At 70.3% G+C, this 18138-nt stretch carries 14 protein-coding genes; 8 read left to right on the top strand and 6 right to left on the bottom strand.

The window, feature by feature from the left end:
• The first annotated feature begins 307 nt into the window (after window positions 1–307).
• The 5 genes from ACFWZ5_RS20735 (at window position 308) to ACFWZ5_RS20715 (ending at window position 2990) form a co-directional block, all read left to right on the top strand.
• A complete protein-coding gene (locus tag ACFWZ5_RS20735; protein ID WP_384793877.1) occupies window positions 308–958 on the top strand; it encodes a hypothetical protein in 651 nt (216 codons plus the stop codon).
• A gap of 13 nt (window positions 959–971) precedes the next feature.
• Window positions 972–1151: a hypothetical protein gene (locus ACFWZ5_RS20730; protein ID WP_384793801.1), complete on the top strand. Its 180-nt coding sequence runs from the start codon at window positions 972–974 to the stop codon at window positions 1149–1151.
• A 201-nt stretch (window positions 1152–1352) separates the two neighbouring features.
• Window positions 1353–1790 (top strand): BlaI/MecI/CopY family transcriptional regulator, encoded by a 438-nt coding sequence (locus tag ACFWZ5_RS20725; RefSeq protein ID WP_384793798.1) that lies wholly within the window; start codon window positions 1353–1355, stop codon window positions 1788–1790.
• 9 nt (window positions 1791–1799) lie between these two features.
• Window positions 1800–2429 carry an amino-acid N-acetyltransferase gene (locus tag ACFWZ5_RS20720; RefSeq protein ID WP_384793795.1) on the top strand — a complete coding sequence of 210 codons (630 nt, stop codon included), beginning with the start codon at window positions 1800–1802 and terminating at the stop codon, window positions 2427–2429.
• Between the two features lie 225 nt (window positions 2430–2654).
• Window positions 2655–2990, top strand: coding sequence for an Lsr2 family protein (locus ACFWZ5_RS20715; protein WP_384793793.1), 336 nt, complete (start codon window positions 2655–2657; stop codon window positions 2988–2990).
• Here ACFWZ5_RS20715 and ACFWZ5_RS20710 read toward each other — a convergent pair.
• The gene (locus ACFWZ5_RS20710) at window positions 2969–3619 is read right to left on the bottom strand and encodes an SCO3374 family protein (RefSeq protein ID WP_384793790.1); all 651 of its coding nucleotides are present in this window, start codon (window positions 3617–3619) and stop codon (window positions 2969–2971) included. The two genes, ACFWZ5_RS20715 and ACFWZ5_RS20710, sit on opposite strands and share 22 nt — an antisense overlap.
• A 464-nt stretch (window positions 3620–4083) precedes the next feature.
• Here ACFWZ5_RS20710 and ACFWZ5_RS20705 point away from each other — a divergent pair, with 464 nt between their 5' ends.
• Window positions 4084–6609 (top strand): ATP-dependent Clp protease ATP-binding subunit, encoded by a 2526-nt coding sequence (locus ACFWZ5_RS20705; protein WP_384793787.1) that lies wholly within the window; start codon window positions 4084–4086, stop codon window positions 6607–6609.
• 68 nt (window positions 6610–6677) lie between these two features.
• Here the strand turns inward: ACFWZ5_RS20705 and ACFWZ5_RS20700 are convergent, their stop codons facing one another.
• From ACFWZ5_RS20700 to ACFWZ5_RS20685, 4 genes are all read right to left on the bottom strand, one after another.
• On the bottom strand, window positions 6678–9737 hold the full coding sequence (locus ACFWZ5_RS20700) for an NACHT domain-containing protein (RefSeq protein WP_384793783.1): 3060 nt from the start codon (window positions 9735–9737) through the stop codon (window positions 6678–6680).
• Between the two features lie 51 nt (window positions 9738–9788).
• The gene (locus tag ACFWZ5_RS20695) at window positions 9789–10784 is read right to left on the bottom strand and encodes a PDDEXK nuclease domain-containing protein (RefSeq protein ID WP_384793781.1); all 996 of its coding nucleotides are present in this window, start codon (window positions 10782–10784) and stop codon (window positions 9789–9791) included.
• Window positions 10785–10923: 139 nt separating this feature from the next.
• Window positions 10924–13992, bottom strand: coding sequence for an NACHT domain-containing protein (locus ACFWZ5_RS20690; protein WP_384793778.1), 3069 nt, complete (start codon window positions 13990–13992; stop codon window positions 10924–10926).
• Between the two features lie 111 nt (window positions 13993–14103).
• A complete protein-coding gene (locus ACFWZ5_RS20685) occupies window positions 14104–14544 on the bottom strand; it encodes an RICIN domain-containing protein (protein ID WP_384793775.1) in 441 nt (146 codons plus the stop codon).
• 530 nt (window positions 14545–15074) lie between these two features.
• Between ACFWZ5_RS20685 and ACFWZ5_RS20680 the strand changes: the two genes are divergently transcribed.
• Window positions 15075–15629, top strand: a complete 555-nt coding sequence (locus ACFWZ5_RS20680) for a M23 family metallopeptidase (protein ID WP_384793773.1) — start codon at window positions 15075–15077, stop codon at window positions 15627–15629.
• A 93-nt stretch (window positions 15630–15722) separates the two neighbouring features.
• On the opposite strand, the gene ACFWZ5_RS20675 is transcribed toward ACFWZ5_RS20680, so the two are convergent.
• The gene (locus ACFWZ5_RS20675) at window positions 15723–16304 is read right to left on the bottom strand and encodes a TetR/AcrR family transcriptional regulator (RefSeq protein WP_384793770.1); all 582 of its coding nucleotides are present in this window, start codon (window positions 16302–16304) and stop codon (window positions 15723–15725) included.
• 180 nt (window positions 16305–16484) lie between these two features.
• Here ACFWZ5_RS20675 and ACFWZ5_RS20670 point away from each other — a divergent pair.
• A partial coding sequence (locus ACFWZ5_RS20670) for an MDR family MFS transporter (protein ID WP_384890919.1) occupies window positions 16485–18138 on the top strand: 1654 nt, incomplete at its 3' end.

The raw sequence follows: 18138 nt of genomic DNA, 5'->3' as shown, positions 1-18138 counted from the left end.
AAGAGACAGCACCCCATTCGCCGCCGATAGCGGCCTACCGCCCCACCCCAGCCTCGCCGGGGGTCGGATGCGCCTCCGCCCCGCCGCTTCGCGGCGGGAGGTTCCCCGCCCACCCACCCCAGGCGCCGCCGACGGCGGATGAGCCCCACCAGGGGCGGTCACCCCGCGTGGCGCTGGAAACGGGCGGGCGGGTGGGAAAGAAAGCCGCAAACCGCCCACGGCGAGTACTCGTATCCAAATAACAGGATTTCGCCCCCTTTCAACGTATCGTCACCCCATGCCCACGCCATACGGATCCCGGGGCGGGATGGCCTTCGGCGCGCGGGAGCTGCGAGTGCTCCGCGGCGCGCTGGCCCACGCCCTGCACCCCAGTACCGTTCGTGCCCTCGATGACCAGGCCGTGCAGGAGTGCGTCCGTCTCGCCGACGACATCGACGAGGCGGTACGCGAGGGCGCCCGGCTGCGCGCCTTCCTGGTGGCGGACCTGGCCCGCTACCGGGAGGCGCTGCCCGGCACGGCCGCCGGCTACCTCGCGCTCCTGGAGGACGTGCTCGCCACCGGCTACCGGCCGACCCCCGACGACCTCGCGGCCCTCCGGGCCCTGCGCGGCACCCCGCGCGCGGCGGCCCTGCTCGACCGCTGCCGGACGCTCGCGGAGCAGGACGTACGCACCCGCCTCGCGGCGGCCACCGAGCGCACCAGGCACGCCGCGCCCACCGTGCCCCCGTCCCGCACCCGCCTGCTGGCCCTGCCGGGAGGGCTCTCGGCGGCCGGCGCCCAAGCCGGCGACAAGGCCATCGACAAGGCCGGTGACAAGGGCGGCGAGCGCCCCCGCCCCGTGCCCACCCCGGCCGAGGTGTTCCCGCCCAAGCGCCCCGCCGCACCACCCGCGCCACCCGCACCGCCCGCCCCACCGGCCCCGCCCACCTCCCCGTCGCAGCGGCTCGCCGCGGGCTAGCTACGCTGGGGGCATGGAATACGTCTCCGCGCTCGTGCCCCCCGTAGTGATGGCCGTGTTCTTCGTCGGTCTCATCGTGACGATCGTCAAGACCCAGGGCGGCGCCAACAAGGCCAAGGAGGACGCCGCCGTGGACGCGGCGATCGCCCGCGCCGAATCCGTCCGGCAGACCCCGAAGCCCGGCGACGCCTGATCCGGATCCCGCAGATCAGCGCCCTGTCGGCGCGCGCTGCCGCCCCGCCCTGCCCCCGGCGTACGACTCCGCAGCTTTCCGAGTCGTACGCCCTTTTTGTTGCGTAAATGACCGGTATGCCACGTCCGTCACGCCATTAGGGGTTTCGCACACTATTGTTCTGGTGTGCCTCGCCCCTTGGGAGAACTCGAAGACGCAGTGATGACACGGGTGTGGAAGTGGAACCGCCCCGTGACCGTTCGAGAAGTCCTGGAAGACCTTCAGCAGGAACGGTCCATCGCTTACACCACCGTCATGACCGTTTTGGACAATCTCCATCAGAAGGGCTGGGTGCGTCGCGAAGCGGAAGGCCGCGCCTATCGATATGAGGCGGTCTCCACCCGTGCCGCCTACAGCGCCGCACTGATGAACGAGGCCTGGTCGCAGAGCGACAACCCCGCGGCCGCTCTCGTCGCCTTCTTCGGGATGATGTCGCCGCAGCAGCGGGAAGCCCTCACCGACGCCGTACGCATGGTGGAGTCCCACGAGAACCCGGTGAACCCGGTGAACCCGGCGCAGCCCCAGCAGAACCCCGAGAACCCAGCGAACCCGGCGAACCCCGAGAACCCCGGCGCCCCGGACGGCGGGACCGGGCGATAGCGTCCGCTCATGCCAGCACAGCCCGACGAACTCCCAGCGCAGCCGCACGAACTCCGCGCGTCCGACGAACTCGCGGCAGCGCACGCCGAACGCCCCGAACTCGGCGCGCCGCCTGTACTCACGTCGAATGCGGTCTCCGTACGCAGGGCCCGTACCGCGGATGTGCCGGCAGTGCGGTCCCTGCTCGACTCGTACGTCCGCCGGGGCATCCTGCTCGACAAAGCGACCGTCACGCTTTACGAGGACATCCAGGAGTTCTGGGTCGCGGAACGCGACGACAACGCCGAGGTGGTCGGCTGCGGCGCGCTGCACGTGATGTGGGAAGACCTCGCCGAAGTGCGCACGCTGGCGGTGAATCCTCAGGTCAAGGGCGCGGGCGTGGGCCATCAGCTGCTCGGTAAGTTGCTGCAGACGGCGCGCTGGCTCGGCGTGCGGCGGGTTTTCTGCCTCACCTTCGAAGTCGACTTCTTCGCCAAGCACGGCTTCGTGGAGATCGGCGAGACGCCCGCCGATACCGTCGACACAGATGTCTACACCGAGCTGCTGCGTTCCTATGACGAGGGCGTCGCCGAGTTCCTCGGCCTCGAACGAGTGAAACCGAACACCTTGGGCAACAGCCGGATGCTTCTGCATCTGTGATCGTGACGGGAGTATTCCGGGCTGTCACATGCCCCGGTTCCCTATGTCCGAAACGCGCATGTTTCCCGGGATCTCGTGGAGCCGGTCTCTCCCAGGGGTTTGTGTTTTTCCAAGAAAAGCGGTTTGCTTTCCGACGTACTGCAGTGCTGCATATAACAGGGGGCGGCGAATCGGCGGCTCGCGCCGCATGGCCCGGCCCTGAAGTTATCGATGAAAGGAAATCCGGTGGCACAGAAGGTTCAGGTCCTTCTTGTCGATGACCTCGACGGCGGCGAGGCGGACGAGACCGTGACGTTCGCCCTCGACGGCAAGAGCTACGAGATCGATCTCACCACCGCCAACGCAGACAAGCTCCGCGGTCTTCTCGAGCCGTACCTGAAGGGCGGCCGTCGGACCGGGGGCCGCTCCGGCGGGCGCGGCAAGTCCCGGGCCGCCACTTCGGGCGGCAGCGAGAACACCGCGCAGATCCGCGCGTGGGCGAAGGACAACGGCTTCGAGGTCAACGACCGCGGCCGCGTCCCCGCGTCCATCCGCGAGGCCTACGAGAAGGCCAACGGCTGACGGCTCGCACGCCGCAGGCGGGCCCGGTGGCACTGCGTTGCCGCCGTGTCCACGAGTCGTACGAGATCGGAGCCCGCGGCGGAGCCGGAATGGGGGTCGGTTCCGCTGCCGTCCGCCGCGAGCGCGGCGCGCGGCGCGCGGGGGGAGCGCACCGTCAGGGACGGCAGCGTCGCCTCCACCTCGTATCCCGGCTCGGGGGGTCGCAGCCAGACGGCGGCTCCCCGTGAGCCCGGCACTCCGGGCGGGGTGGGCGCGTCGACCAGGCCGCCCGCGCCGATCGCCGTGAGGTCCAGGGGGATGCCTCCCCACTCCAGCCAGTCGAGCAGACCCGGCAGCTCGTCCGCGCTGCCCGCGGCCACGAAGAGCCGCATCGTCTCGCCGTGCAGTGCCACCGGCGCCTTCGGGCCCAGGTGCCGCAGCGCGGCGAAGCCCGCATCGGCCGGCAGCTCGAGCACGTCGAAGCGCACGCCCGTGACGAGCCGGACCCCGGGCCCGGGCGCCACGGCCCAGCCCAGGTCGCGCTCGTACCACCGCCGTACCGGGTCCGGGCGCGGCGCGCTGTCGCGCCCGTCGTCGCGCCGGTCGTGCTGCTCGGCGGGCGGCCTGGGGTGCGGAACGCTGAGGGCCATGCCTGAGCAACCGTCCCTGGCGTACGGGAGTTACGGCCGCTGTCACGCTGGGTGGTGCTTCGGATGCGCAGGGTGGTCAAAGAGGGGGCGCGTGGACGTTCTCCCCGGCGCAAGGGTGTTCGCCCGTAGCGGAGGGAACCGGTGTGCGCCGCATGGAGTGTCCGTGCATACGGGTAAGACATCCCTAGTGGGGTGGGGCGACACGCAGCGTTCAGGTGTCTCACGTTCGCCAACGGCGTACTAGCGGTGAGGCTAACTGCCTGGCCTGCGGGAACATCGTCTCGCACCATCAGGTTGGAGCATGTGTCGGCGTATGAGTCAGGAAGCGTTCCCTACCGTAGTGAGGGTGATCCGACCGGTGTCGGCAGTTGGAATGAGCGGTCCCCGCTTGCGGGACTAAGCTGCGGAAGGACAGGGAGGGGACCGACCCCTTACTGCCTGACCGCTCTGAGGAGCGATTAACGATGTTCGAGAGGTTCACCGACCGCGCGCGGCGGGTTGTCGTCCTGGCTCAGGAAGAAGCCCGGATGCTCAACCACAACTACATCGGCACCGAGCACATCCTCCTGGGCCTGATCCACGAGGGTGAGGGTGTCGCCGCTAAGGCCCTGGAGAGCCTCGGGATTTCGCTCGAGGCGGTCCGCCAGCAGGTGGAGGAGATCATCGGCCAGGGCCAGCAGGCGCCCTCGGGCCACATCCCCTTCACCCCCCGTGCCAAGAAGGTCCTGGAGCTTTCGCTCCGCGAGGCCCTTCAGCTGGGCCACAACTACATCGGCACGGAGCACATCCTGCTCGGCCTGATCCGCGAGGGCGAGGGCGTCGCCGCCCAGGTCCTGGTCAAGCTGGGCGCCGATCTCAACCGGGTGCGGCAGCAGGTCATCCAGCTGCTCTCCGGCTACCAGGGCAAGGAGACCGCCACCGCCGGCGGTCCTGCCGAGGGCACGCCCTCCACGTCCCTGGTCCTCGACCAGTTCGGCCGGAACCTCACCCAGGCCGCTCGTGAGTCCAAGCTCGACCCGGTCATCGGGCGCGAGAAGGAGATCGAGCGGGTCATGCAGGTGCTGTCCCGCCGCACCAAGAACAACCCCGTCCTGATCGGTGAGCCCGGCGTCGGCAAGACCGCCGTCGTCGAGGGCCTGGCCCAGGCCATCGTCAAGGGCGAGGTCCCCGAGACCCTCAAGGACAAGCACCTCTACACGCTCGACCTCGGCGCCCTCGTCGCCGGCTCGCGCTACCGGGGTGACTTCGAGGAGCGCCTGAAGAAGGTCCTCAAGGAGATCCGCACCCGCGGCGACATCATCCTGTTCATCGACGAGCTGCACACGCTCGTGGGTGCGGGTGCCGCCGAGGGCGCCATCGACGCGGCCTCGATCCTGAAGCCGATGCTGGCCCGCGGTGAGCTCCAGACCATCGGCGCCACCACGCTCGACGAGTACCGCAAGCACCTGGAGAAGGACGCCGCCCTCGAGCGCCGCTTCCAGCCCATCCAGGTCGCGGAGCCGTCGCTTCCGCACACCATCGAGATCCTCAAGGGCCTGCGCGACCGGTACGAGGCGCACCACCGCGTCTCCATCACGGACGAGGCCCTGGTCCAGGCGGCCACCCTCGCCGACCGGTACATCTCGGACCGCTTCCTGCCGGACAAGGCGATCGACCTGATCGACGAGGCCGGATCGCGGATGCGCATCCGCCGGATGACCGCGCCGCCGGACCTCCGCGAGTTCGACGAGAAGATCGCGGGCGTCCGCCGCGACAAGGAGTCCGCGATCGACTCGCAGGACTTCGAGAAGGCCGCCTCCCTGCGCGACAAGGAGAAGCAGCTCCTGGCCGCCAAGGCCAAGCGCGAGAAGGAGTGGAAGGCCGGCGACATGGACGTCGTCGCCGAGGTCGACGGCGAGCTGATCGCCGAGGTCCTCGCCACGGCCACGGGCATCCCGGTCTTCAAGCTGACCGAGGAGGAGTCCTCCCGCCTGCTGCGCATGGAGGACGAGCTCCACAAGCGCGTCATCGGCCAGAAGGACGCCGTCAAGGCGCTCTCGAAGGCGATCCGGCGTACGCGTGCGGGTCTGAAGGACCCCAAGCGCCCCGGCGGCTCGTTCATCTTCGCGGGCCCGTCCGGCGTCGGTAAGACCGAGCTGAGCAAGGCCCTCGCCGAGTTCCTCTTCGGTGACGAGGACGCGCTGATCTCCCTCGACATGTCGGAGTTCAGCGAGAAGCACACGGTGTCGCGGCTCTTCGGTTCGCCCCCCGGTTACGTGGGCTACGAAGAGGGCGGCCAGCTGACCGAGAAGGTCCGCCGCAAGCCGTTCTCCGTCGTCCTCTTCGACGAGGTCGAGAAGGCCCACCCGGACATCTTCAACTCGCTCCTGCAGATCCTGGAGGACGGTCGCCTGACCGACTCCCAGGGCCGCGTCGTAGACTTCAAGAACACGGTCATCATCATGACGACCAACCTCGGCACGCGGGACATCTCCAAGGGCTTCAACCTGGGCTTCGCCGCCCAGGGCGACACGAAGACCAACTACGAGCGGATGAAGAACAAGGTCTCGGACGAGCTGAAGCAGCACTTCCGCCCCGAGTTCCTCAACCGCGTGGACGACGTCGTCGTCTTCCCGCAGCTGAGCCAGGACGACATCCTCCAGATCGTCGACCTCATGATCAGCAAGGTGGACGAGCGCCTGAAGGACCGGGACATGGGCATCGAGCTCTCCCAGTCCGCGAAGGAGCTCCTCGCCAAGAAGGGGTACGACCCCGTCCTGGGTGCCCGGCCGCTGCGCCGCACCATCCAGCGCGAGGTCGAGGACACGCTCTCCGAGAAGATCCTCTTCGGCGAGCTCCGTCCGGGCCACATCGTGGTCGTCGACACGGAGGGTGAGGGCGAGACCGCCACGTTCACGTTCCGTGGCGAGGAGAAGACCGCGCTGCCGGACGTCCCGCCGATCGAGTCGACGGCGGGCGGGTCCGGACCCAACCTGAGCAAGGAGGCGTAGCCCTTCGAGGGTGAGCCGACGGGGCTGCCCCGGACCGTTTTCCACGGTCCGGGGCAGTCCCTTTTCCGTTATGAGGGCGGGGTGTTCCAGAAGCTGTTGAGGACCTCGACTTCGGCGCGGGGGAAGAGGCCGTCGTAGCGGTCGGCGGGGAAGTAGTGGTTGGCGGCCGGGGCGATGATGACCTTGCGTACGTCGGGAAAGATCCTGGGCAGGTGGGCGAGGTCCTCGGTGCCGTACAGGGACCACAGCCTGAGCGTTTCGATTCCCGGGAGTTCGGGGGCGTGCTGGAACTCCGGCAGGATCGGCCGGTCCAGGTGCAGGGAGTCGAGGGAAGGGTGCGTGGCTATCTCTTCGAAGTCCATGGCGGTCAGTTCGGTCCGACCTTTGTCCAGGGCGAGATACGTCAACGTCGTCCAGTGACCGAGGCCGCGCAATCCGGCGCTGCCGACGGCTCCCGAAAGGAAGGAGAGGGCTTCCAGCGGGGAGCCGGTGGGCAGCCATTTGGTGAGGTTCCCGGCGAGTCCGTAACCGATGCCCAGGGTTTTCACTGTCGTCACATGTTCCAGGCCCCGCACGGGGAGGGGATTGCCCGCGAGGCGCAGGTACAGCCAGTCGAGGTCCAATGCCGCCAGGGGGCTGAGGTCGACGAGGGACAGGCAGTTGGACAGGACGAGGTTCGTGAGCCTGTGCAACGTGGTGAGCGGGGTCAGATCGGTCAGCACCGGGTTGTCGAATACGGTCAGGCGCTTGAGGGCATCCGAATCGACGTAGGTGAGCAGTTCCTCGGCTGTGTACGCGCCGGAAATGCTGAAGCGGGGGAAGGGGCCCGCCCTACGGAGTGCTTCGGCCCGAGTCCTTGTCGACGCCGTGTGGAAGACGTCGTGGCACGGGACGTGGGCGACGACTTCGTCGACGTACTCGTCCGGGTCGAAGTCGTCCCAGGCCGAGAGCACCTGGCTGCGGACCCTTGAGTCCGGGTGGTCCCGGAACCGCTTCAGTACGGGAAGCGTGAACTCCTGGCCCACGAGCCGGGCCGTATGGACAACGCCCAACGCCTCGTCGTCCGTGAGCCCCTCCGGCCCCGGAAGCAGCTCGAGGACCAAGGGCCCCGCCTCCGCCAGGAGGCGGCACTCGGCCGCCGTACGCGGCGGGATCAGCCCCGCCGCCCGCGCCTCCACCTCCTGCCGTACCGCCGGGTCGAGGGTCGTCGCGTCCTCCAGGCAGGCCAGGGCGAGGAGGCTGACGCGCGGGGAGTCGTCGGCGGCCAGGAGCTGGCGCAGGAGGCGGCCGCGTTCGGCGGGGCGGGCGTGGGCGACGGACATGCGGATGACGTCCTCCCACTGGGGGTCGCCCGCGTGGCTCACGAGGGCGTCCAGGTGGCCGTCGGCGACGGCGGCCCGCGCGCCCAGGTAGTCCTGGAAGGTGCGGTGGACGAAGTGCACGACGCCGGGCGCGGGTTCGCGCAACAGGCCGCTGCGGAGCAGGAGGTGGCGGAAGACGGCCTCGGCGTCGCCCTGTTCGGCGGCGGACGCGATGTTCGGCAGGGCGCGCTCCAGGAGCAGCAGCGCCCCGTCGTGGTCCATCTCCGTGCGACCGCTGAGGATCAGGCCGTACGCGAGGGCCTGGAGGAGGTCGAGCCGGGCCTCCTCGCCGAGTTCGATGCCGTCGGGCGCGCCCATGCCGCGTTCGCGGTCGCGCCGGGTGAGGAGCATGGAGAGCGCGGCGTCGTACAGCTCCTTGCGGCCCCGCGGCAGGAAGCCGCGGCGCTCGCGGTGCAGGGCGCACATCAGGCCGCACATCAGGGGGTTGGTGGCCATGCGGGCCAGGTCGCGCTTGGTGCGCAGGGCGGTGAGGAGCTTCTCCTCGTACGACCGCGCGTCGGCGGCCGCGTGCCAGCGGCGGACGAAGGTGGTGACGTCGGCGCGCTTCATGGGGGCGAGGGTCAGCTCGCGGAAGCCGCGGTCGGCGAGCCAGGTGGGGCGTACGGCGGTGGGGCGCGTGGTGACGAGCCACTGGTTGCCGGGGTGGGCGTGGGTGAGGTCGAGGAGCCAGTCGCGGGTGCGGGCGCGGTCGGCGGCGGGGACCTCGTCGATGCCGTCGATCATGACGAGGCCGCGTCCGGCCGTGAGGACGCGTTCGGCCCAGCCGTCGGGCGGGGTGTGGGGGCAGCCGACGGCGGTGAGGAAGTCGGCGGGCGCGGGCAGGGCGGCGGCCCTGGTGAGCGTACGGAGGGGGAGGACGAAGGGGATGCGGGTGCCCTCGCGGGCCGCGGTGACCGCGAGCCACTGGACGAGGGTGGTCTTGCCGGAGCCCGCGTCGCCGCGCAGCAGGACGTGGGGGTGTTCGGCGAGGGCCGTGTCGGCGGGGAGCTGGACGGTGACGGGGGCGTCCAGGGGGAAGTTGCCACCGCCCCCGAGGGAGGGGCCCTCGTTGGTGGTCGCTTCCAGGCTCAGGTAGGCGACTTCGAGGGGCCAGCGGTCGGGGGACTCGCGGAGGTCGATGCCGTAGATGGTGATGCGGTTGTGCTTGTCGGCGATGTGGGGGAGGTAGCGGCGCTCGAAAGAGGCGTCCCTGGCGTCGGGACGGGGATTCCTCGTAATCAACTCGTCAAGTTTGACTATGAGTTCCGCCTGGATGCGGCTCTGCTCCACCAAGGTGCGGGCCGTGAAGGTCGTGCGCTGGGTGAAGAAGTGCAGGATGTGGATGCACGCCCACTCGGTGACGGAGTCCAGGAAGACGGTGGCGTCCGCGGTGAGGTGGGTCGTGTCGGTGTGGAGCTTCCTGGCCAGCGCGCGGTGGCCGAGGTGCACGGCCTGTACGTCGTTCATGTCCAGGTGGCCGAGGGCGAGGAGCCGGCGCGCGAGCGCGTCCGTGACGGCGGTCTCCTCGTCCAGGGGGAAGGGGGGTTCGCCGGGGGAGTCCACGGCCTCGCGGACGAGGCGGGTGGCGAGCTTCCGTACGTCCGCTTCCGTCAGCGTGCGCTGCTCGCCCCGGAACGACACCAGGGCCGACAGGCGGACCGGCCGGTCGACCAGGCCCGCGCCCGGCCCCTCCCGTACGAAGAGCTTGCGGACGAGCGGCGCGACGGCGCTGGAGGCGAGGCGCGTGCCGAGCAGTGCGGGGTCCATGGGCGGGGCCCTTTCGCCGTCTCGTGGTCGTCGTGCTCACAGTCGTCGTACTCACGGTCGTCGTGCGGTTCCGTCGAATGAGGGTACGGGTTCCAAGGGGTCGGTGACGGCGCGTACGACGCGGCTCAAGTCCTCCTCCGTGGGAATCAGTTGGGATTCCGGTAAGGGGACGGGGGCGTAGGTGGCGCGGCCGTAGCGGGACTCGATGAGGACGCCGAGGGTCGTGTTGTCCCGGGCCGGGTCGCGCAGCAGGTCGTCGATCGCCTTCGTGTGCGCGGCGAGCCTGCCGAGGTGCCTGCCCCGATCGCCCTGGACGTCGAGGGCGAAGGCGAGGTACCGGTGCAGCCGAAGATGGTAGAAGAGCAGGTCGACGACGTGCGGGCCGTGCGCGGCCGGTACGGGGTGGCGGCAGCCGACGAAGGCGAATCCGGTGCCGAGCCCGGTGAGGTAGCGGATCGTCCGGGCCGCGATCGCCTCCCCGTCCGCGCGGTCGAGGCGCTCCTCGTCGTCCAGGCGCAGGAAGTCCAGGCGGTACGGGTCGCTCGCCAGCTCGTCGAGGGCGGGGGAGCCGTCCGGCAGCGTCACGTCCTGCCGGACGGGCGCGGTGCTCTGTGGCACGTGCAACCGCTGGCGGATCGCGAGGTTCAGGTGCGCGCGGGACCAGCCGTTGCGGACGGCCTCCGTGGCGTAGAAGTCCCGCTCCGCGCGGGTGTGCAGCTTGTCGAGCAGAACGGTGATGTGGCGCCAGGGGAGCTGGGCGACCGGGCGGTGCGTGATGAGGGCGGGCCAGGTGTGGGCCATCTTCGGGGTCTGCACCAAGTTCCGGTACGAGAAGCCGCGTTGCTGGGGAAACGTGGCGCCGAGGTCCGCGGCGAGCCGCGCCACGATGCCGGTTCCCCAGCCCTCCGCGTGCTGCCGGGCCAGGATCAGCTTGCCGATGTGCCAGTACATCTGGACGAGTTCGGTGTTCACGGCCCGCCGGGCCCGTACGCGCGCGGCGTCGGCGGTGGCCTTGGCCTCGGCCAGCAGATCTTCGTACCTGTGCATGGGGTGAGGCTGGCGCAGGGGGTGCTTTACAGGTGGGGGAACTGTGTGGGGTCATCCGATCGGGCGAGGGTGAGCGTGCATATGAGGGCGGCAAGGGCCCGGGTTCGGGCGAGCGGGGAGCGTGTGCCCCCGACGGCGGTCACAGGAAGAGCTGCACGCGGATGCGGGCGGGCAGTGCCTCGCGGCCGAGCACGTGCGGTGCCTGCACCTCCAGGTGGTCGAGCGTCGGGTGCTGCGCCAGCGCGGAGACGTCGATGTCGCCCTCGTGCTCGTAGGCCGTCACGATGAGGGAGCGGAGCTCGGGGAAGAGGCCCGGGAGGCGGCGCACCGCTGTCTCCCAGCCCTCCGAGGACTCCAGCTCGACGCTCCGGACCGTCGGCAGGGACAGGCCGGGCGGAGCGCTGGGGACGCAGCTCGTGTGCAGGTCCAGTTGGATCAGGCGGGGGAGGCGGGACAGGGCCCGCCAGTGCCCGGGTGACGACGGGTAGTCGCCCCAGCCGGCGCTGACGTGCTCCAGGTTCTCCCAGCGGTCCAGGCGGTCCAGGCCGTGTACGTGGTTCTGCGACATGGCGAGAGCCAGCCTGCGCAGCGGCGCCTCGGCGGGGAAGTCGGACAGGCTCCACGGGTCCTCGTCGACGTACAGGTGCAGCGTGTCCAGATCCCACAGCGCGGTCAGGGCGTCGGAGTCGAGGCTGTGGGGCGGCAGGAGCAGGTTGAGGTAGGTGGGCTCGCAGGCGCTGATCAGGCGTGACGCCGCCTCCGACGTGACCCCTTCGCGGATGTCCAGGAGCTTTGGGCGCAGGCCCAACCGCTCGATTTCCGCGACCTGTTCGTCCTCGCGGACCGTGAAGTAGACGCTGCCGTCGTCGAGCCGGGCGATGATCTGCTCCGCGTACAGCCGGCGGTCGAAGCGGTTCCAGCCCCACATGAGCTGGCTGCGCACCTGGAGGTACGGGTGCTGTGCGAAGCGGGCGAGGAAGGGAATCGCCGCGTCCGACCCGACGTGCGTCGCCGCGACCGTCACATAGAGGGCGTCCGCCCCGCCCAGGCCCTCCGGACCCGGCAGCAGGTCGAGGACCATGGGGCCCACGGATCCCAGTTCGCGGGCGCTCCCGTGGCTCATCGGCGGAATCAGGTCGGCCGTCCGCCGCTCCACCTCCTCCCGCACACCGGGGTCCAGCTCCGCCGCGTGCTCCAGGCAGGCCGCCGCCAGCAGATGGATGCGGTTGCGCACCCGCCCCTCGGGGCGAGCGTCCCCGTACGTCAGCAACTCCCGCAGGATCTCCGCCCGTTCCCGCGGCCGCGCCTGCGCCACCGCCATCCGGACGACGTCCTCCCACTGGTCGTCCGCCCCGTGCTCGGCGAGCAGCCCGAAGTCGCCCTCGTCGACCGCGGCCCGCGCCCCCAGGAAGTCCTGGAACGTGCGGTGGGCGAACTCGACCGTCCCCGGGCCCGGTTCGCGCAGCAGGCCACTGCGGTGCAGGAAGTGCGCGTACACCGCCCCCGCGTCCCCGAGGGCCGCCAGCTCCGGCACCGCAGGCAGCGCGTCGGCGATGATCGACTCGGCCCGCGAACGGTCCATCTCCGTACGGCCATTGCGGATCAGCCAGTATGCAAGGCGTTGCAAAACCTGGAGCTGCGGTTCCTCCCGTACCTCCGGCCCGCTCAGATGGCGCTCGCGGTCCCGGCGCAGCAGGAGCATGGACAGGGCGGCCGTGTAGAGGTCCTTGCGGCCGAGGGGCAGGAAGCCGCGGCGGTCGCGGTGCAGGGCGCAGATCAGGCCGCACATCAGGGGGTTGGTGGCGAGGCGGCCCAGGTCGGGCTTGGCGCGCACGGCGTCCAGGAGCTGGGTCTCGTACGAGGCGAGGTCGGCGTCCTCCTCGGGGGCGCCCGTCCGCGCCGCCGCGTGCCAGCGCCCGATGAAGGCGGTCACCTCCGTCGTGCCCATCGGCTCCAGCGTCAGCTCGGTGAAGCCCTCGTCCGCGAGCCAGTCGTCCCGTACGGCGGAGGGGCGGGACGTCACCAGCCAGCGGTTGCCGGGGTAGGCGTCCATCAGGTCGGCCAGCCACGCGCGCGTGCGGGCGCGTTCCTTGTCCGGGACCTCGTCGATGCCGTCGACCAGGAGCAGGGCCCGGCGGGCGGTCAGGACGCGGGCCTCCCAGCCGCCCGGCTGCGCACCGGCCAGCGGCGAGCCCACCGACGACAGGAAGTCCTGAGGGGCCGGGAGGCGTTCGCCGTGGCGGGTCAGGGTGCGCAGGGGCAGGACGTACGGGACGAGGTCGTAGAGGTACGCCATGCGGTCGTCCAGGTCCTGCCGGGACGCCGTCACCGCGAGCCACTGCACCAGCGTCGTCTTGCCCGAGCCCGCCTCGCCCCGCAGGAGGACCCGCTCGTGGGCGGCGAGGGCCTGGTCCGCGGGACGGCGGGCCCCCGGGTCGAGGAGGGCCTCGTGGACCCGGTACCAGTCGTCGCCCACGCGCACGTCCCCGACGTGCTGCTCGCGCCCCGTCGCCGCCAGGCTCAGATAGGCCGCGTCCAGCGGCCACCTCTCCGGAGAGCTGGCGAGGTCGATCCCGAAGATCGTCAGCTTCCCGTGCTTCTTCGCCACGTGCTCCAGATACCGCTGTTCGAACGCCGCGTCCTCCGCGCCCGGAAGCGGCTCCCTGCGGATCAACTCGTCAACTTTGGCTACGAGTTCCGCCTGGCGACGGCTCTGGCGTACGAGGGTGTGGGGGACGAAGGTCGAGCGCTGGGTGAAGAAGTTCAGGACGTGCAGACAGGTCGTGTCGAGCAGCCGCGCGTAGAAGTGCGTGGCGTCGGCCGACAGGTCGCGGGACGGGTCACCGGCCGCCCGGCGCAGGTGGGCCGCCAGCTCGGCGTGGCCCAGCTCGACCGCTTCCACGTCCGTGAGCGTGACGTCGCCGAGCGCGTGCAGGGTGTCGGTCAGGGCGTGGACGACCGCCTGCTCCTCGGCGGCGGGCAGGGGCCGCTCGCCCGTGCGGACCGCCTGGCGGACCAGCTCTCCGGAGAGGCGTTCCAGGTCCTTCCTCGCCAGGTGCCGCTGCTCGCCCGTGAAGGAAACCAGGGAGCCGATGCGTACGGGTCTGTCCACCAGGCCCGCCCCCGGTCCCGGGCGGTGGAACAGCTTCCTGATCAGAGGGGTGACGACTCCGGACGCGAGACGGATGCCGACGGCCGCGGGTTCCATGCGCGGGAGCGTAGCGCCGGCCGCGCGTCCCGTGGCCTTGGGGGTGGCGGCGGAACGGGCCCTCCGCCCGCCGTCCGGCGAGTGGAGGGCCCGTTGCCGACGCGGTCGGCGTCAGCTCCAGCGCTGGGGTGCGTCGCCCTGGTCGCGACCGGTGTAGACGGCCCCGGTGCCCATGACGCCGAGGGTCTGCCCGGTGGCCTTGTTCTTCAGGCGCCAGCCCCAGGAGGTCTTCTTCTCGCGCCACTTCTGGTGGCTGCCGCCGTTGCAAGCACGAAGATAGACGGAGCCGCCGGAGTTGGCGTCGAGGCACTTGCCGGTGAGGCGGTGCTTCATGGTGTACGTGCCGTCGGACTGCTTGCTCTCGGTCCACTTCATGCTCGCCCCGGTCGCGGACGTCGTGCGGACCTTGCCGTTGAAGTACGCCAGGTACTTGCCGTTGCCCTCGTTCCTCCAGGTCACGGTGGACGCGGCATAGGCCTGGCCGGTGCTCGCAAGAGCGAGGACCGGGGCCAGGGCCGCTACGGCCACCATGCCTGTCAGACGCTTCTTCATGAAGTTCCCCCTCCGAAGGTGGAGCGGCGCGGCGGGCGCGCAGCGGCAAGCGCCCGGAAATGGACCCCCGCGTCCTCAACATCCCCCACCGCGACCGCAGTTGCGCGTCACGCATTGCCCCGTTGCCTTTGCGAACGGGCCGATGTCACGCTACCGCCCCATGATCCTTAGGGGCAATGCCTTTGCCCGTGCGCGCGCCCCGCCTCTCCGTCGCGTACCCCGCCTCTCCGTAGCGCGGGTCACATTCCAGGGGTGGGTGATCATGAGGTCCGGTGACATGGGGCACAGGACGTACGTCACGTACTACGCCCCCTAGTGGTGACGTACGCCCCCGCAGAAGGGACTTTTGACCCGGAACCCGGCGCGGTCTGACGCCCGGGGTACGGCCGCTCCTAGTAGAGGGGCGTTTTGGGGCTGCGGCGGGGGGCGGGTTACCAAGGGATGGCTGTCCGGCACGCACCCCCCTCGCGTGCCGGACTCCCTTTTGCCCCTGCGACGTCCCCGCGACGTCCCCGCCCCGGAGGTCCCCCATGTCGAAGCGCTCCGCGTCCCGCCATCCCAAGCCGTCCCTGCGCCGTGCGCGGGCGGCCGTCGTCGCCGTCGGTGTCGGTGCGGTGACGGCTCTCGGAGCGGGTGTCGCGGGCGCCGCCGAGAAGGCCCCGGCCCCGGCCTGGCAGCACCCCGTCGAGCACTACCGGCTCTCCGCGACCTTCGGTCTCGGCGGCAGCATGTGGGCCCACAAGCACTCCGGCCAGGACTTCGCCGTGCCGGTCGGCACCCCGGTCGAGGCCGTGCACGCCGGCACCGTCGTCAAGGCGGGCCCGAACGGCGCCGGCGACGGACCCGCGTACGGCAACGCCGTCGTGATCAAGCACGCCGACGGCACCTACTCGCAGTACGCGCACCTGTCGCGCGTCGAGGTCCGGATCGGCCAGAACGTCGGCACCGGCCAGCGCATCGCCCTGTCCGGCAACACGGGCAACTCCAGCGGCCCGCACCTGCACTTCGAGATCCGCACGACGCCGAACTACGGCTCGGCGATCGACCCCGTCTCCTTCCTGGGCAAGCAGGGCGTGCGCGTCTGACGCGAGCGACGTAAGCGGCACCGGCCCGACGTACGCGTCCGGCCGAACCGAGCCGGGCGTGCGTGTCCGATCCCCCGCGCGTACGCCCCCGGCTCAGGCGTCTTCGTGCGCCTGGGTCACCAGGTCGATGGCGACCTCGAGGATGGCCTTCCGCTTCTCCTCGTGGTCGCCTTCGGCGTCCTTGAGCACGAACATCCCGCCGTGCATGGTGAACAGCGCGCTGAAGCAGCGCACCTGCGAGACCATCGGCGTCGCCGGGTCGTCGCCCCTGAGGATGTTCAGGAGTGCGAAGACGCGGTCCTTGAAGCTCTCGCCGGTCTTCAGGTCGCGCATCGTCGCCTGGTTCTCCTGCATGAAGCGGAAGAGCGGCGCGGCGTCGTTCAGGATCTCGCTGTAGCGGGTCAGGATCTCGCGCTTGGTCTCCAGGGTGCGCGGCTGCTCCTTGCCCCAGGCGATCAGCTCGTCGATGGGCCGGGTCAGATCGTCGAAGATGCTGTTGAGAATGTCTTCCTTGGTCTTGAAGTGGTAGTAGAGCGCCGCCTTCGTGACCTCGAGCCGCTCCGCGATCTCCCGCAGCGACGTCTTCTCGTACCCCTGCTCCGCGAACAGTTCGAGTGCCACGTCCTGAATGCGCTGGCGGGTGTCCCCGCGGCGCTGCTGCTTCCCTGTGCCCATGGGGCGATCCTCGCACTCCTCCACTGCTCCCAGGTGACTCGCCCTTTGCGATCCCTTGGGGAACTGCTTGGTGACCACCCCAGCCAACTTGCTTGACGCCCGGCTAGTTACGGGTCTACCTTCCCTCAGTGTAGTCAACTTGCCGGGCGGCAAGTAAGTAGTCGGGGAGCGGGGAAAGTCATGGCGAGTGCGGTAGCGGTCAAACCAGGAAGCCAGAAAGGCCCGGGGAGCCCGGGAGGCGAGGAGCAGGCGTCGGAAGGGCCGCCGCAGCGGAGCGTGCGCGTGGTGATCTTCGCGCTGATGGTCGCGATCCTCCTCGCGATGCTCGACAACATGATCGTGAGCCCCGCGATGCCGACGATCGTCGGCGATCTCGGCGGCCTCGAGCACCTGTCGTGGGTCGTCACCGCGTACACCCTCGCGACCGCCGCCTCCACCCCGATCTGGGGCAAGCTCGGCGACATGTACGGGCGCAAGGGCGCCTTCCTCACCTCCATCGTGATCTTCCTGATCGGCTCCGCGCTCAGCGGTCTCGCCCAGGACATGGGGCAGCTCATCGGCTTCCGTGCCGTGCAGGGGCTCGGCGCGGGCGGCCTGATGGTCGGCGTCATGTCGATCATCGGCGAGCTGGTGCCGCCCCGTGAGCGCGGCAAGTACATGGGCATGATGACCGGCGTCATGGCGGTCGCGATGATCGGCGGCCCGCTCGTCGGCGGCACCCTCACCGACCACCTCGGCTGGCGCTGGGCCTTCTACATCAACCTGCCGCTCGGCATCGTCGCCCTGTTCATGGTGAGCGCCGTGCTGCACCTGCCGAAGAAGCAGGCCAGCGGGCGCATCGACTACCTGGGCGCGGCGCTGCTCACCGTCGGCATCACGGCCTTCGTCCTCGTGACCACCTGGGGCGGCACGGAGTACGCCTGGGGCTCGGCCGTGATCATGGAGCTGATCGGCCTCGGCGTCGCCGCGCTCGTCGGCTTCTACTTCGTCCAGCAGAAGGCGGCCGAGCCGATCATGCCGCTGCGGATCTTCCGCAGCCGCAACTTCACGCTGATGTCGGCGATCGGGTTCCTGTCCGGCTTCGTGATGTTCGGCGCGATGCTCTTCCTGCCGCTGTACCAGCAGGCCGTGCAGGGCGCGTCGGCCACCAACTCCGGTCTGCTGCTCATGCCGATGCTGCTCGGCATGCTGGTCGTCTCGATGGTCGTGGGCCGCGTCACCACCGCCACCGGCAAGTACAAGCTCTTCCCGATCGTCGGCAGCGTCCTGATGGGCGCGGGCCTCGCCCTGCTCTCCCAGATGGACACCGGGACCTCCCGCCTGACCACCGGGATCTACATGGCGGTCCTCGGCGCGGGCATGGGCTGCCTGATGCAGATCACCATGCTCGTCGCGCAGAACAGCGTCGAGATGAAGGACGTGGGCGTCGCCTCCTCCTCGGCCACGCTGTTCCGCACGCTCGGCTCGTCCTTCGGCGTCGCCGTCATGGGCGCGCTGTTCAACAACCGGGTGCAGGACGAGATGGCCGAGCGGGCCGGTGCCGCGGGCGGCAAGGTCACCGAGCAGTCCGCGCAGCTGGACGCCGCGAGCCTCGCCAAGCTGCCGGACGTGGTGCGCGACGCCTACCAGCACGCGGTGTCGTCCGGGACGCACGCCGCGTTCCTGCTCGGCTCGGTGATGGCGGCGATCGGGCTGCTCGCCGCGCTGTTCGTACGGGAGACACCGCTTCGGGGGGCCGCGCCCACCGACAAGGCGGCGCCTACCGACAAGGCGGCGCCTACCGACAAGGCGGCGCCTACCGACAAGGCGGCGCCTACCGACAAGGCGGCGCCTA

The organism is Streptomyces sp. NPDC059003 (genome assembly GCF_042740445.1).
GTDB lineage: Bacteria > Actinomycetota > Actinomycetes > Streptomycetales > Streptomycetaceae > Streptomyces.
This window is presented reverse-complemented; position numbering and strand designations above follow the sequence as displayed.

What these genes read in the sequence shown, in the direction of transcription:
- ACFWZ5_RS20735 (WP_384793877.1), top strand. Translation starts at nt 308, where the DNA reads ATGGCCTTCGGCGCGCGGGAGCTGCGAGTGCTCCGCGGCGCGCTGGCC.
- ACFWZ5_RS20730 (WP_384793801.1), top strand. Translation starts at nt 972, where the DNA reads ATGGAATACGTCTCCGCGCTCGTGCCCCCCGTAGTGATGGCCGTGTTC.
- ACFWZ5_RS20725 (WP_384793798.1), top strand. Translation starts at nt 1,353, where the DNA reads ATGACACGGGTGTGGAAGTGGAACCGCCCCGTGACCGTTCGAGAAGTC.
- ACFWZ5_RS20720 (WP_384793795.1), top strand. Translation starts at nt 1,800, where the DNA reads ATGCCAGCACAGCCCGACGAACTCCCAGCGCAGCCGCACGAACTCCGC.
- ACFWZ5_RS20710 (WP_384793790.1), bottom strand. Translation starts at nt 3,619, where the DNA reads ATGGCCCTCAGCGTTCCGCACCCCAGGCCGCCCGCCGAGCAGCACGAC.
- ACFWZ5_RS20705 (WP_384793787.1), top strand. Translation starts at nt 4,084, where the DNA reads ATGTTCGAGAGGTTCACCGACCGCGCGCGGCGGGTTGTCGTCCTGGCT.
- ACFWZ5_RS20700 (WP_384793783.1), bottom strand. Translation starts at nt 9,737, where the DNA reads ATGGACCCCGCACTGCTCGGCACGCGCCTCGCCTCCAGCGCCGTCGCG.
- ACFWZ5_RS20695 (WP_384793781.1), bottom strand. Translation starts at nt 10,784, where the DNA reads ATGCACAGGTACGAAGATCTGCTGGCCGAGGCCAAGGCCACCGCCGAC.
- ACFWZ5_RS20690 (WP_384793778.1), bottom strand. Translation starts at nt 13,992, where the DNA reads ATGGAACCCGCGGCCGTCGGCATCCGTCTCGCGTCCGGAGTCGTCACC.
- ACFWZ5_RS20685 (WP_384793775.1), bottom strand. Translation starts at nt 14,544, where the DNA reads ATGAAGAAGCGTCTGACAGGCATGGTGGCCGTAGCGGCCCTGGCCCCG.
- ACFWZ5_RS20680 (WP_384793773.1), top strand. Translation starts at nt 15,075, where the DNA reads ATGTCGAAGCGCTCCGCGTCCCGCCATCCCAAGCCGTCCCTGCGCCGT.
- ACFWZ5_RS20675 (WP_384793770.1), bottom strand. Translation starts at nt 16,304, where the DNA reads ATGGGCACAGGGAAGCAGCAGCGCCGCGGGGACACCCGCCAGCGCATT.